This window comes from Kutzneria buriramensis, from assembly GCF_003387475.1.
GTDB classification, from domain to species: domain Bacteria; phylum Actinomycetota; class Actinomycetes; order Mycobacteriales; family Pseudonocardiaceae; genus Kutzneria; species Kutzneria buriramensis.
This window is the reverse complement of the sequence record NZ_QUNO01000016.1, coordinates 206,887-220,382: the sequence shown is the minus strand read 5'-3', so window position 1 is coordinate 220,382 and position 13,496 is coordinate 206,887. Positions and strand designations below refer to the sequence as shown.

The 13,496-nt window shown below is 71.0% G+C and carries 14 protein-coding genes; 8 read left to right on the top strand and 6 right to left on the bottom strand.

Annotated elements, in window-relative coordinates:
* Window positions 1–30: 30 nt before the first annotated feature.
* Together BCF44_RS39435 and BCF44_RS39430 are read right to left on the bottom strand one after the other, a co-directional pair.
* On the bottom strand, window positions 31–1,362 hold the full coding sequence (locus tag BCF44_RS39435; RefSeq protein ID WP_116179599.1) for an NtaA/DmoA family FMN-dependent monooxygenase: 1,332 nt from the start codon (window positions 1,360–1,362) through the stop codon (window positions 31–33).
* Between the two features lie 12 nt (window positions 1,363–1,374).
* Window positions 1,375–2,451 carry an LLM class flavin-dependent oxidoreductase gene (locus BCF44_RS39430; RefSeq protein ID WP_116179696.1) on the bottom strand — a complete coding sequence of 359 codons (1,077 nt, stop codon included), beginning with the start codon at window positions 2,449–2,451 and terminating at the stop codon, window positions 1,375–1,377.
* Between the two features lie 94 nt (window positions 2,452–2,545).
* Here BCF44_RS39430 and BCF44_RS39425 point away from each other — a divergent pair, with 94 nt between their 5' ends.
* Window positions 2,546–2,944 carry a VOC family protein gene (locus BCF44_RS39425; RefSeq protein WP_116179598.1) on the top strand — a complete coding sequence of 133 codons (399 nt, stop codon included), beginning with the start codon at window positions 2,546–2,548 and terminating at the stop codon, window positions 2,942–2,944.
* Here the strand turns inward: BCF44_RS39425 and BCF44_RS39420 are convergent.
* Window positions 2,928–4,727, bottom strand: a complete 1,800-nt coding sequence (locus BCF44_RS39420) for a coagulation factor 5/8 type domain-containing protein (RefSeq protein ID WP_116179597.1) — start codon at window positions 4,725–4,727, stop codon at window positions 2,928–2,930. The two genes, BCF44_RS39425 and BCF44_RS39420, sit on opposite strands and share 17 nt — an antisense overlap.
* Window positions 4,728–4,860: 133 nt before the next feature.
* Between BCF44_RS39420 and BCF44_RS39415 the strand changes: the two genes are divergently transcribed.
* Entirely contained in the window at window positions 4,861–5,460 is a 600-nt protein-coding gene (locus BCF44_RS39415) for a TetR-like C-terminal domain-containing protein (protein ID WP_116179596.1), read from the top strand.
* A gap of 4 nt (window positions 5,461–5,464) precedes the next feature.
* On the opposite strand, the gene BCF44_RS39410 is transcribed toward BCF44_RS39415, so the two are convergent.
* A complete protein-coding gene (locus BCF44_RS39410) occupies window positions 5,465–6,196 on the bottom strand; it encodes an SDR family oxidoreductase (protein WP_116179595.1) in 732 nt (243 codons plus the stop codon).
* Window positions 6,197–6,337: 141 nt separating this feature from the next.
* On the opposite strand from BCF44_RS39410, the gene BCF44_RS58040 reads away from it, so the two are divergent.
* The 6 genes from BCF44_RS58040 (at window position 6,338) to BCF44_RS39375 (ending at window position 11,255) form a co-directional block, all read left to right on the top strand.
* The gene (locus tag BCF44_RS58040; protein ID WP_246016070.1) at window positions 6,338–7,237 is read left to right on the top strand and encodes a TetR/AcrR family transcriptional regulator C-terminal ligand-binding domain-containing protein; all 900 of its coding nucleotides are present in this window, start codon (window positions 6,338–6,340) and stop codon (window positions 7,235–7,237) included.
* Window positions 7,238–7,242: 5 nt separating this feature from the next.
* A complete protein-coding gene (locus tag BCF44_RS39395) occupies window positions 7,243–7,986 on the top strand; it encodes an alpha/beta fold hydrolase (protein WP_246016069.1) in 744 nt (247 codons plus the stop codon).
* Window positions 7,987–8,045: 59 nt separating this feature from the next.
* Complete coding sequence (locus tag BCF44_RS39390) at window positions 8,046–8,678, top strand: HNH endonuclease family protein (protein ID WP_116179594.1); 633 nt, start codon at window positions 8,046–8,048, stop codon at window positions 8,676–8,678.
* Window positions 8,679–8,750: 72 nt separating this feature from the next.
* A complete protein-coding gene (locus BCF44_RS39385) occupies window positions 8,751–9,428 on the top strand; it encodes an NBR1-Ig-like domain-containing protein (protein ID WP_246016068.1) in 678 nt (225 codons plus the stop codon).
* 129 nt (window positions 9,429–9,557) lie between these two features.
* Window positions 9,558–9,935, top strand: coding sequence for a hypothetical protein (locus BCF44_RS39380; protein WP_116179592.1), 378 nt, complete (start codon window positions 9,558–9,560; stop codon window positions 9,933–9,935).
* Between the two features lie 63 nt (window positions 9,936–9,998).
* Window positions 9,999–11,255: a helix-turn-helix domain-containing protein gene (locus tag BCF44_RS39375; protein WP_116179591.1), complete on the top strand. Its 1,257-nt coding sequence runs from the start codon at window positions 9,999–10,001 to the stop codon at window positions 11,253–11,255.
* Between the two features lie 231 nt (window positions 11,256–11,486).
* Here BCF44_RS39375 and BCF44_RS39370 read toward each other — a convergent pair whose 3' ends face one another.
* Window positions 11,487–13,025: an ATP-grasp domain-containing protein gene (locus BCF44_RS39370; protein ID WP_116179590.1), complete on the bottom strand. Its 1,539-nt coding sequence runs from the start codon at window positions 13,023–13,025 to the stop codon at window positions 11,487–11,489.
* Between the two features lie 90 nt (window positions 13,026–13,115).
* The gene (trxA, locus tag BCF44_RS39365) at window positions 13,116–13,472 is read right to left on the bottom strand and encodes a thioredoxin (RefSeq protein ID WP_116179589.1); all 357 of its coding nucleotides are present in this window, start codon (window positions 13,470–13,472) and stop codon (window positions 13,116–13,118) included.
* Window positions 13,473–13,496 lie beyond the last annotated feature (24 nt).

The following is a 13,496-nucleotide window of genomic DNA, read 5'->3' as shown; positions in this document are numbered from 1 at the left end:
GGTGTGTCCGAGAGCGTGACTCGCGGGGGTTCAGACGCCGAGGTGGTGGCGGAGGGTCGGACCGGTGTAGTCGGTGCGGTAGACGCCGCGCTCCTGGAGGAGGGGGATCACCTTGTCGGCGAACTCGTCGAGGCCGCCGGGGGTGACGTGGGGGACGAGGATGAAGCCGTCGGAGGCGTCGGCCTGCACGAGGTGGTTGATCTGCTCGGCGACGGTCGCGGCGGAGCCGACGAAGGTCTGCCGGCCGGTGACCTCGATGATCAGGTCACGGATGGACAGGCCCTTGGCCTCGGCCAGCTCCCGCCACTGCCGCGCGGTCGCCACCGGGTCCCGGTACATGCGGACGTCGGCCCGGCCCTGGGCGAAGGCTCCGGAGCCGACGACCGGGTCGAAGGCCGGCAGCGGCCCGTCCGGGTCGAACGAGCTGAGGTCGGTGTTCCACAGCTGCTCCAGGAACCGGATGGCGGTCTGACCGCTGACCTGCTGCCGTCGCACGACGGCGGCCCGCTCGTGGGCGTCGGCGTCGGTGTCGCCGATCATGTACGTCGCGGCCGGCAGCACGACCAGCTGCGAGGGCGTGCGGCCGTACTTGGCCAGCCGGCCCTTCACATCGGCGTAGAACTTCTGCCCGGCCTCCAGCGTCCCGTGCCGGGTGAAGATCGCGTCGGCGGTGGCGGCGGCGAACTCGCGGCCCTCGTCGGAGTCGCCGGCCTGGATGATCACCGGCCGGCCCTGCGGGCCGCGCGGCACGGGGAACTGCCCGGCGATGTCGAAATGCGAGTCGTGGTGGGCGAAACGCCCCGGCTCGCCGCGCAGGAACTCGCCGGTCGCCTTGTCCGCGACCACGGCGTCGGCCGGCCACGAGTCGAAAAGCTCCCACGCCGTCCGCATGAACGTCTCCGCCCGCGAGTACCGCTGGTCCGACGGCAGGAAGCCGCCGCGCCGGAAGTTCTCGCCGGTGAAGGCGTCCCACGAGGTGACGACGTTCCACGCGGCGCGCCCCTCGGACAGGTGGTCCAGGGTCGCGAACTGCCGCGCCACCTCGAACGGCTCGTTGAACGTGGAGTTGATCGTCCCGGCCAGTCCCAGCCGGGAGGTCACGGCGGCCAGCGCCGACAGCACCGTGAACGTGTCCGGCCGCCCGACCACGTCCAGGTCGTAGATCTGCCCGCCCTGTTCCCGCAGCCGCAGGCCCTCGGCCAGGAAGAAGAAGTCGAACTTGGCGCGCTCCGCGGTCTGCGCCAGCTTCACGAACGAGCTGAACTCGATGTTGCTGCCGGACGCCGGATCGCTCCACACGGTCGTGTTGTTCACGCCGGGGAAGTGCGCCGCGAGGTGGATCTGCTTGAGCGGCTTGGTCATGGCGTTTCCCCCTCAGGCCACGGAATAGCGGTTGGCGGGCCGGTCCAGGCCGAGCAGGCCCCGCAGCGTCGACGCCTCGTACGAACTGCGGAACGTCCCGCGCGACCGCAGCTCCGGCACCAGCCCCCGGCTGATCGCGGCGAGGTCGTGCGGCAGCTCCGCCGGCCGCAGCCGGAACCCGTCGAGCCCGGCCACATGCCAGTCCAGCAGCAGATCCGCCAGCCCGGACGGCGTGCCGGCGAACACGAAGGCGTCGGATTCCAACGGCGCCAACGCATCCAGCCGGGCCCGGCGATCAACCGCGGCCGACTCGGTGGAGTCCAGGAACACCACGAGGTCCGCGAACACCTGCGGCCCGCGCAGATCCTCGATCAGGGACCCGATGTCCTCACGGGATTTCGGCGTCACGAAAAGGACGTCCGCCGACGTGTCCACGATCCCCAGCGACGCCGCCACCAGCGGCTGCCCCTGCGGCGGACGCGGCGTGATCGACGGGCCGCGCACCTTGAAGAACCGGCCCTCGAAGTCGATGTAGTGCAGCTTCTCCCGGTCGACGAACCGCCCGGTGGCGACGTCGCGGATCGCGGCGTCGTCCTCCCAGCTGTCCCACAGCCGCCGCAGCACCTCGACGTAGTCGGCGGCCTCCTCGGTCAGGTCGCCGAACGGCTCCCCGAACGGCCGCCGGCCGAAGTTGCCGTACTCGTCGGCATCCAGCGAGACCGACACCTGCACGCCGCCACGACCCGTGCTGACGTAGTCCAGCGTGGCAATGGCCTTCGACAGGTGGAACGGCTCGGTGTGCGTGGTGACGATCTCCGGCACCAGGCCGATGCCTGACGTCAGCGGCGCGACCCGGGCCGCCACGAGGACGGCGTCGAGCCGTCCCCGCACGCCGTCCGACGGCAGCGACAGCGTGTCACGGAAGGTGACGAAGTCGAGCGTGCCGGCCTCGGCCTCGCGCACGAGATCCACCCAGTAGCCGGCGCTGAACACCTCGGTCGGCCGCGCGTCGGCCGAACGCCAGGCGGCCGGATGCCACCCCGCGCCGTCCAGTGCGACCGCGAGTCGTGGGCCACTTCCACGTGTCATGACGGCGATTGTGCGCCGGGCGCGGCGCATCGCGCAGGTGGTGACCACGCAGTGGGAATGTGCGCGGGACCGGGAATAACGAGAGAATGCGGCCATGTCGCACATCGGACTGGTCGCGGTGGTCGTGCACGACTACGACAAGGCCCTCGCCTTCTACACCGAGGCCCTGGGATTCGAGCTCCGCGAGGACACCGACCAGGGCGGCGGCAAGCGCTGGGTCGTCGTCGCCCCGCCCGGGTCGACGGAGACGGCGATCCTGCTGGCGAAGGCGGACGGCCCGCGCCAGCGGGACCGGGTCGGCGACCAGACCGGCGGCCGGGTCGGCCTCTTCCTCACCACCGACGACTTCGCCCGCGACCATGCGCGCATGCTGAAAGCCGGCGTGGAGTTCGAGGAGGAGCCGCGACACGAGCCGTACGGCACGGTCGCGGTCTTCCGGGACCTCTACGGCAACCGCTGGGACATGATCGAACCCGTCACGGGTACTGCGTGAGCATGGCGAGGTTGGTCGTCTTGTCCGACGGCCCGCCGGTGGTGTTCACGACGTGCGCGATGGTGCCCGTGCCGCCGCCCAGCGCGAACGTGATCATGCTGTGGAACCGGACGCCCGGCCGCTGCGGCGCGGCGATCGCCCGGTCGGCGACGATGGTCGGGTCCACGGCGAAGATGCAGTAGCTGCCCAGCCCCCACGCCTCGTGCCGGCGCACGTGGTCGCCGACCGCGTAGGCCGGGAAGCCGCGGTGCGGGCCGTCCATCCAGCCGGCCTGGTTGGGCGGGTCGTAGGGCATCTCGTTCTGGAAGAAGTAGGTGCGGCCGTTCTCGCCGTTCCACTGCACCTGCGTCTTCTGGTGGTGCTCGACGAACAGCCCGTAGGCCACCACGTCGTCGCCGTTGACGACCAGACCCTGGTCCACGGTGTTGTCGGTCCAGCCGACGCCGTCGCCGTGGTCGGCCCGCCACAGCCAGGTGTTGTCGATGATCACGTTGTTGCTGTTGACGACCACCGACTGCTTGGCCTTGCCGGCCAAGGTGCCGCCGATCCGCGCGAACACGTCGTGCATGGAGCTCGGGTTGGCGCTGTGGTCGCGCTTCGAGCCGGCCGGCCCGAACCGGATCAGCGCCTCGGACTGTGTGGTGCCGGCCTCGATCAGCAGGCCGGCCAGGTTCACGCCGTCCACGTCGGCGACGTCGATGGCGATCGCGCCGTTGTCCGGGATCAGGGTGGCGTAGCCGAGGCCGAGGATCACCGTGTCCGGCTTGGTGACCTTGAGCGACTCGGACAGGTGGTAGATGCCGGGCGTGATCAGCAGGTGCTTGCCGGCGGCCAGCGCCGCGTTCATCTCGGCGACGGTCGTGCCGGCCTTGACGATCAGGAAGTCGGCGATGGGGATCGAGGTTCCCGCTGGCTTCTGCGCCTCCCAGCTGGTGGCCTGAACGTCCCGCCGCACCGCCGGCACGAACACCTGCCACGCGCCGGCCGCGTCCACGTAGAGGAACGGCTTCTCGCGGATCACCGGCGACTTCGGCACGGAGGTGACCGGCGGCGTCGGGAACGTGGTGGCAGGCGCGTTGGCCGTGCCGACGAAGACGATGTTCCAGTTGGAGCCGACCCAGCTGCCCAGCACCGAGTTGCGGGTCACCCACTGCTGCTGGGTGCCGGAGTTGATCTGGCCGGTGAGCTGGCAGTCGGCGATGTAGCCGCCGCTGGACCAGCTGCCGTCGGACAGCTTCAGGTCGCCGAGCAGGTAGATCCGCCGGTAGAAGGTGGCCTGCGAGACGGCCCAGGTGTCCTGGCCGCTGCGGGGCACGATGTTCAGGTTCTCCGCGCCGCGCCAGAAGTTGATCAGTGTGTTGTTGCCGTGGGCCTCGCCGAGGACCTGGCAGGAGCCGGTGATGCCGGCCGCCGACGGCTGGAGGCCGAGGCCCGCCACGTGCGTGTAGTAGCCCAGCTTCACGTCGATGCCGTAGCCGCCGGGCTTGAACAGCAGCGCGTACCGCCCGGAGCCGAACTCGGCGTGCTGCTGCTGGGCGTAGACCGCGTCGACGGTGGCCTGGATCTGGGCCTTCGGCACGGAGCCGTCGAAGACGTACACGTTGGGGCCGAGGTCGGGGTCGCCAGGCTTGGGCCGCGACGGGGGAGGAGGCGCCGGGGCCGGGTCGGCCGCCGCTGGATCGGCCACGGCCTGGGAGACGAACGCCACGGCCGGCGCCGCCGCCAGCGCGGCGCCGAGGAAGCCTCTGCGAGCAAGACCACGACCGGTGTTTTCGGTGGACACAGGGCAAGTCCTTTCGAACCGGGCCCCGACCGCCGCCCGACCGGGGCTTTGTTCGAGAGATGATCTAACTCGTAAAATTTATGAGACGTCAAGGCGTCGCGCCCAGGAGACGCCCTGTCCATATAGTGGGGCCATGACCGAGACGCAGCCGCCGATCCGCCGCGGCCGGGGCCGCCGCCCCGCCGCCGAGGTGCGCGAACAGGTGCTGGCCGCCGCCGGCGAGCTGCTGCTGGCCGAGGGCATGGCCGGCTTCACCATCGAGAAGGTGGCGGCCCGGGCGGGGGCCAGCCGGATGACCATCTACAAGTGGTGGCCCTCCCGCGGCGCGCTCGCGCTCGACGGGTACGCGACCAAGGTCCGCACCGTGCTGGAGTTCCCCGACACCGGCGACATCGAGGCCGACCTGACGGCGCAGGTGCTGGCGTTCACGCATCTGCTCACCGGAACCGGCGCCGGCAAGGTGATCGCGGAGCTGATCGGCGCCTCACAGACCGATTCCGAGCTGTCCTCGGCTTTTCGGGAGCGCTACTCCGCGCCGCGCCGCGCGCTGGCCGTTGAGGCGATGGCCAAGGCGATCGAGCGCGGCCAGCTCCGGGACGACATCGACCCCCAGGTGGTCGTCGACCAGCTCTGGGGGGCGTGCTATCACCGGCTGCTCATCCCCGACGAGCCGATCACCGATGAGTTCGCGAAGTCGTTGGTGCACAACGTGATGCTCGGCATCAAGCGGTGAGGGCTCAGACCACGCCGCCGTTGACGTAGATCACCTGGCCGTTGACCCAGCGCGCCGGGCCGGCGAGGAACGACACCGCCTCGGCGATGTCGTCCGGCACGCCCAGCCGCTCCAGCGGCGCCGCCTTGGCCGCGCGGTCGATCGTCTCCTGGTCCTTGCCGTCGAAGTACAGCGGCGTCGCGGTCGGGCCGGGGGCCACGGCGTTGACGGTGATGTCGCGACCGCGCATCTCCTTGGCCAGGATCAGGGTCATGCCGTCGACCGAGCCCTTGGTGGCGGCGTAGGCGGTGTAGTTCGGCACGGCGATGTGCGTGACCGAGGTGGAGAAGTTGATCAGCGCGCCACCGCGGCGCAGCCGGCGCACGGCCTGCTGGTCGACCACGAACGTGCCGCGCACGTTGATGCGGTGCATCCGGTCGAAGTCGGCCAGGTCCAGGTCGGCGAGCGGCGACACCAGCATGATGCCGGCGGTGTGTACGACCACGTCGACGCCGCCGAAGGTCTTCTCCGTCTCGTCGAACAGCGCCGCGACCTGTTCCTCGTCGGCGACGTCGGCCTGGAACGCGAAGGCGCTGCCGCCGGCCGCGGTGATCGCCTCGACGGCCTCCTCGGCGCGCTTCGGGTTGCCGGCGTAGTTCACGACGACCTTCATCCCGTCCTTGGCCAGCCGCTCCGCGACGACCCGGCCGATGCCGCCCGATCCGCCGGTGACGATGGCGACCCTGGTCTCGCCCATGATGCCCTCCTCCGTAGTGGACGCTATGTACATATAATCAAAGACGTGTACGCCGTGTCCATATGTAACTCTGTGTCAATAGTCACGCGGCGTCCGGTCAAGCTATGCATACACTATGTCCATATACCCGGGAGGTGCGACATGCGTGGCCGACGACCCGCGGACCTGGTCCGCGGCCAGGTGCTGGCCGCGGCCGGCGAGCTGCTGCTGGCCGAGGGCATGGGCGGCTTCACCATCGAGAAGGTCGCCGCGAGGGCCGGGGCCAGCCGGATGACCATCTACAAGTGGTGGCCGTCCAAGGGCTCACTGGCGCTGGACGGCTACGCCTCGGTGGTGCGGCACAGTCTGGAGTTCCCCGACACGGGCGACGTCGAGGTCGACATCGCCGCCCAGCTGCTCGCCTTCGTCCACCTGGTCCGGGACAGCCGCGCCGGCCGGGTGATCCGCGAGCTGGTCGGGGCCGCCCAGACCGACGCCGAGCTCGGCCTGTCCTTTCGGGAACGCTACTCGCGCCCACGCCGTGCACTTGCCGAGCGAATCCTGCGCACCGCGGTGGAACGTGGTGAACTCCGATCCGACTTCGACCCGCAGGTGGTCGTGGACCAGCTGTGGGGCGCCGTCTACAACCGGCTGCTCATCCCCGACGAGCCGCTGACCGACGAGTTCGCCCGGGCGCTCGTCGCGAACATCCTGCCCGGCCTGCGAACAAGGAGAGACACCGTGAGCACTCCCGCCGCCATCCAGGCCTTCGTCGACGCCACCAACAGCGCCGACACCGAGGCGTTCGTGGCCGCCTTCACCGAGGACGCGTTCCTCGACGACTGGGGCCGCCAGTTCCACGGCCACGACGGCGTGGCCAGCTGGAACAAGACCGACAACATCGGCGTGCGGGCGCACTTCGAGATCGAGTCGATCGAGCCGGGCGGCGAGCCCGACAGCTACACCGTGACGATGAAGGTGCGCAGCCACCGGTTCAACGGCACCGGCCCGATGGCCATCAAGGTCCGCGGCGACAAGATCGCCAGCCTGGTGATCTCATAGTCCCCGTGTTCGTGCTCGACGAAGGTCAAGGCTGCCCGGTCTTCCTGCTGCTGCACGGGTTCAGCGGTTCGGTGCGCTGGTTCGACGCCGTCGCGCCGCTGCTGGCCGCGCACGGCCGGGTGCTGCGGGTCGATCTCCTTGGCCATGGCCGGACAGGTGGCCACGACGGGCTGGACGCCGAATCGCAGGCGGCGGCGGTTTGCGTCGTCCTGGATGAGCGAGGCATCGAGCGGGTCACCGCGATCGGGCATTCCTACGGCGCCGACGTGGCGCTGGCCCTCGGCCCGCGGGTCGACAAGCTCGTGATCATCGGCCAGGCGCCGGACTACAGCTACGCGACCTTCCCGACCGGCAGCAGACTGCTGGCCGCGCCGGTGCTCGGCCCGCTGTTGCACCGGCTCGCGCCGCCATCGGCGGTGCGCAAGGCGACGTCCTATGCCTTCGCGCCGGGGTTCGACTTCGATCCGGTGCTGCTGCGCGATCACGCGGCCACCTGCCCGGCGGTGGCGCGGGCGGTGCTCGTGGATCGGCGCGAGGCGCTGGCCCGGCGGCCGTTGGACGAGCGGGTGCGGGACCTCGGCGTGCCGACGCTGGTGGTCCTCGGCCGGCACGACCGGTTCTACGATTGTGCCCGGACGGCCGAGCGCTACCGGGCTGTCGGCGCCCGCGCGGAGATCATCGAGGCTGCCGGTCACAGCCCGCAGATCGAGGCCCCGGCGAAGATCGTTGATCTAGTGCTTTCGTTGTAGCGCAAACTACCCCGAATGACCTCTGTATTGCCGCTCGAAGATCCAGTAGCCATTGGATCATGGCTGGCACCCGAACCGGCGTGGCCGCCGGCATCGCCCTGTTCGCGCTGACCCTGACCGCATGCGACCTGCCGGCGACCGCCGGCAAGGACAGCAACGCGCCCCTGCCCAGCGACAGCAGCGCCCAGCTGGCGTCGCTGAAGATCGGCGCCGCCGGCCCCATGACCGGGTACTCGCGCGACCGCTTCGGCGGCGGCTGGATCACCCAGCCCGACGGCTGCGACACCCGCGCCGACGTGCTGAAGGCCCAGGGCACCGGCGTGCAGTCCAAGGGCTGCACGGTGACCTCCGGCAAGTGGCTCTCGCTCTACGACGGCCAGAACGTCACCTCCCCGCACGACCTGGACATCGACCACCTGGTGCCGGAGGCGGAGGCCTGGCGCACCGGCGCGGCGCAGTGGACCCAGGACCAACGGGTGGCGTTCGCCAACGACCTGGACGAACTGGTCGCGGTCACCGCGCACAGCAACCGCAGCAAGGGCGACCAGCCGCCGCCCGGCTACATGCCGGCGGTGCGGACGGAGTGGTGCGACTACGCCACGCACTGGATCAAGGTGAAGGCGAAGTACAAGCTCACGATCTCGCAGTCCGAGCGCGACGCCCTGACCAGGATGCTGGGCACCTGCCACTGAGACGCGCCTCACAGCCTGACTCGGCAAGCGGATCGGCGAGTCGGGCGTCAACAGGGCGTGAGCGACGGTGCGGTGACGCGACGGCGGGGCCGGGTGGCGAAGGGTCCCGAGGTGACGGTGGGGGCGACGGGATCCTTCGCCCTCCAGTTGTGGCAGCTGAAGAAGGCGGCGGGGGACCCGTCCTACGACCGGATGCGCGCGGAGTTCGGGGCCCTGGCGTCGAAGTCGGCGCTGTCGGACGCGGCGCGCGGGCATCGGCTGCCGTCCTGGGACATCACATGGGAGTTCGTGCGGCCGCTGGCGGTCGGCGTGCTCGGCCAGGACCCTCGGGCGGCGCGCCGGGCCTGGCGGCTGAAGTGGGAGACGGCCGCCTCGCAGCCTGACCTGGCCGTCGCGGCGATCCCGGGCGACCGGTCGACGTTCGTGAGCGATCTGGACGTGCCCGATGGCACGCGGGTCCGCGCCGGCGGCCGGATCGTGAAGACCTGGGCGCTGCGCAACTCCGGCACGGTGCCGTGGGTGGGCCGGTACCTGCGCCGCGCGGCCTCGTTCGGGCCGGCCGAGTGCGTGACGCCGGCCGAGGTGCCGATCCCGGCGACCCGCCCCGGCGAGGAGGTCCGGGTCTCGGTGGACGTCCGTGTGCCGGAAACCCCGGGCTACCACCAGGTCTACTGGAAGATGGTGGACGCGGGCGGCCGGCTGATGCTGCCCGGCCAGCGAGCGGTGTTCTTCCTGCTCGAGGTGGTCTGATTTGTCCGGCGGCCAAATCGGCGACCAGCGCCGTCGGCGGGATTTGTCCGCGATCGCCGCCGGCCGCTTCCCGCTGACGCGGTCACGCGCCCAGCCTGGGGGAGATCCATTCGAGAGAGGGGACCTCCCATGAGGAACTGGATTCCGCTGCTGGCCGCCGGCATCGCGACCGTGGCGCTGGCCGCCCCGGCCGTCGCCGCCCCGGCCGCGCCGGACAGCGCCTCCAAGTGCGGCACGAAGTTCTGCATCGACGTCAAGGGCAGCGGCCTGCATGTGGACTCGGCGACCGTGTCGACCAAGTCGGGGCAGGCCGTGACCGGGTACTTCTACCTGGAAGCGAGCACCGGTTCGGGCGCCTCGTGGGTCTGGTCGCCGAAGGTGACCACCGACGCGGTCACCTTCGGGCCGATCGACTTCACCCGCAACGTGTCGCTGTGCGGCGGCGAGGCCCCGACCAAGTCGGAGGTCGATCACCCCGGCGACGGCTGCATCAGCGTGCACTCCTGACCGGGCCCGCGGTCCTGGCCCGCCCCGTTGGGCCAGGGCCGCGACTTTCGGCCACTTCCGGTCGTGGACGACGTCGCCGACTGCCACTATCAGCGGATGGATCCGCTGCCCGAATCGGTGTGGAACGCGCGGGAGGTCCAGGACGCCGTCGCGGCCAACTCGCCGTCGTCGGTGATCGCGTTCGCCCGTCGCGCCCACGGCCTGCGCCAGGACGAGCTCGGCGCGCTCGCCGGCTTCTCGCAGTCGGCGATCTCCCGGCTGGAGTCGGGCAGCAATCTCGCCTACGACATGCGGGTGCTGCGGATCGTGCAGCGCACCCTGGGCATCCCGGCGCACCTGCTCGGCCTGGCCGAACAGGGCGTCGCCCCCGCCGAGCTGCGTGAACGCGGCGGCACCGAGGCGCTGGTGGCGCTGCTGGGCAGCGGCGCCTCCTCCGGCGCGCCGGCCACGCCGGAGATCGTCCGCGAGCTGCTGGTGGCCCGCCGCATCATCAACGACGCCGACAACCGGCGCGTGTCGGCGGCGCTGAAGCCGGCCGCCCGCGACCTCTACGAGCTGACCGACCGGCTCCGCCGGTCCGTCAGCGGCGAGATGCGCCAGGTCCTGCTGTCCGTGGCGGCCCTGTACGCCGAGTTCGCCGGTTGGCTGCACGAGGAGACCGACGACTGGGACGGCGCCGAGCACTGGACCGCCCGGGCGATGCAGCAGGCGCAGGCGGCCGAGGACCGGGACATGGTGGCGTACACCTACGTGCGGATGAGCCAGCTCGCCGCCCGCGACGGCGACCACGACCGGGTGGTCGGGCTGGCCCGTGCCGCCCAGCGGGAGCGGGACATCAGCCCGGAGCTGCGGGTTCTCGCCCTCCAGCAGGAGGCCCGCGGCCTGGCCCAGGCCCGCGCGGAGGCGGCCTGCATGAGCCGGCTGGACGACGCCGCTCGGTTGATCGACCGGATCGAGCACGTCGACACCGACGAGTACCGGGTCGGCTCCTGGACCGACATCGAGCACGTGGAGATGCAGCGCGCCTCCTGCCTGGTCGACCTCGGCCAGCCGGCGGAGGCGATCAACCTCTACACCAGCCTGCGGCCGCGGTGGGGACACGTCTGCCCGTGGTTCCAGGGCGTGCACACGGCCAAGCTGGCCCGCGCCTACGCCCATCGCGGCGACGTCGAGCAGGCGGCCGCGGTCGGGATGGACGCGGTCGCGCTGGCGAGGGTAAGCGCCTCCCCGCACGTGGTGCGGGAACTGCGCGCGCTGTCGCCCTGGGCGGACACCGCCGCGTTCAGCGAGGTGACCGCCCAGGTGCGGGCGTTGGGCTGACGGGGTTCGGGCCGACCGCGTATGCGGATCGCGCATACGGGACCCGGAGCCGGCATCGTCCCTGCCGCGGCCCCGCTGACCTGGGCGAAGATCGTCGTATGGACGAAGCGGGGACGCGGGTCGAGGTCCGGGACGACCTGCTGTGGATGACCTACGGCGATCTGACCTTGCACTTCTACGCGACCCCGCACCTCGTGGTGTGCGAGGTCGGCGACGTCGGCCCGAAGGCTGTCAGCTCAGTGCCTTGCGGATCCGTGCCTCGGCCTCGCGCGTGACGTCGTGTGGGGCCCGGATGTCCGCGACCTCCGCACCCGCCAGCGCCTCGAGCACGGTGTCCACGGCCGCGTCCACAGTGGACCAGCCGGGCACCCGAACCAGCAGCGCCAGGCCGTCGCGCACGTCGTCGTACTCCGGCGTCACGTACACCGGATCCTGGTGGCAGACGACGACGTCCACGCCCTCGACCGCGACGGCGGCCAGCAGCACGTCCCAGTCCGGCTCCAGCAGCAACAGCACCGGCCGGCCGGACAGCCCGGGGGAGTAGACGAAGGTGCAGTACTCCACGGGCACCAGCGCGGCGACCTCCTCCCGGTGCGTGGCCAGCTCGGTGCGCCACAGCACCAGCGCGCCGAAGTACTCGCGGTGCGCGATCGGCACCTCGCCGGGAACGATCAGCTCGTCGTAGATCTCCGGCTCCGGCATCCTCGGATTGCGGTCCACGCCCAGCAGTTGCCGCTGCTCACGGGGGAAGGCCAGCTGCGTGTACGAGCCGCAGCGGCGCTCGCCCAGCGGCGCGACCGCCCGCCGGGACAGCACGTCGATCCAGTCCTCGGTGATCGACCGGTCGTACTGGAGGTGGATGCTCTCGAACACCATGCCGCCGCCGACCCGGGGGTTGATCTCCACGATCTCGGCGACGCCGTCGGCGGTCACCCGCATCTCGACGTGGTAGCCGCCGTCGGTCAGCCCGAGCGCGTCCATGGCCCGGCGGGCGACGGCCTTGGCCCGCGCCAACTCGTCGTCGGTGACGATGGTGGCGGGGGAGGCCATGCCGCGCTCCAGCACGGTGTCCACGCCGAACTCGATCAGGGTCTTGTCGTGGTCCACGACCAGTCGCTCGGCGCCGTCCTGGCGGATGATCTCCAGGCTGATCTCGCGGCCGTCGATGAAGGACTCGGCGATCAGCTCGTTGTCGGCGAAGTACTCGGCCATCATGTCCGCGTCGGCCGGGCCCTCGGCGAAGGCCGCCCGCAGCGCCTCGACGTCGGCCCACGTCCGGACCAGCCCGACGCACAGCGAGCCGACACCGCGCCGCGGCTTGACCACGAACCGCTCGCCGGCCTCGATCCGTTGCCGCAGAGTGGGATCGGTGATCGGCAACGAGTCGAGGTTCGACAACCCGTTGGCGCACAGGGTCTTGCGCATCCGATGCTTGTCGAGGGTGCCGTCCAGGGCCGCCGGCGGCGCGTCCGGGGCGCCGAGCAGCCGGTTGGCCTCGGCCATCAGCGGACGCAGCGAATCCGCCTGCGTCAGACAGAAGACGAGGCCGTCGACGGCCCGCACGACCGCCGCGACCTCGTCATGGGTGATGGACACCCCGGCGGTGACGGAGTGCTCGACCTCGATCTGCTCGCAGAGCAGCCGGAACTGCCGGCCGCCGTCGGACGGCAGCGAGGACACCACGTACGGCTCGAAGCCCTTCGACCGCAGCGTGTGCACGTGCGATCTGGTCAAGGCCGCGCCCCGCCGCACCAGCAACAGTGCCCGCATGGTTGTCCACCTCCACAAACGGCTCCTCCCGGCCACGCTAGGGCCGGGAGGAGTGCCGTTCGTAGGGTCAGAACCGGCGCGGAAAAGGTGTCACTGCTGGGCGGCGATCTGCTCCCGCACCTTGTCCATGTCCAGCTCCTGGACCTTGCCGATGAGCTCCTCCAGCGAGGCGGCCGGCAGCGCGCCCGGCTGGGCGAACACCACCACGCCGTCACGGATGGCCATCAGCGTGGGGATGGAGCGGATGTTGAACGCCGCCGCCAGCTCCTGCTGGGCCTCCGTGTCGACCTTGCCGTGCACGATGTCCTCGTGCTGGTCGGACGACTGCTCGAAGACCGGCCCGAACATGCGGCACGGGCCGCACCACTCCGCCCAGAAGTCCACCAGGACCGTGCCCTTGCCGACGACCTCGTCGAAGTTCTCGCGGGTCAGTTCCACCGTGGCCATCGCCACCTCCTTCGCTGCCCGTTC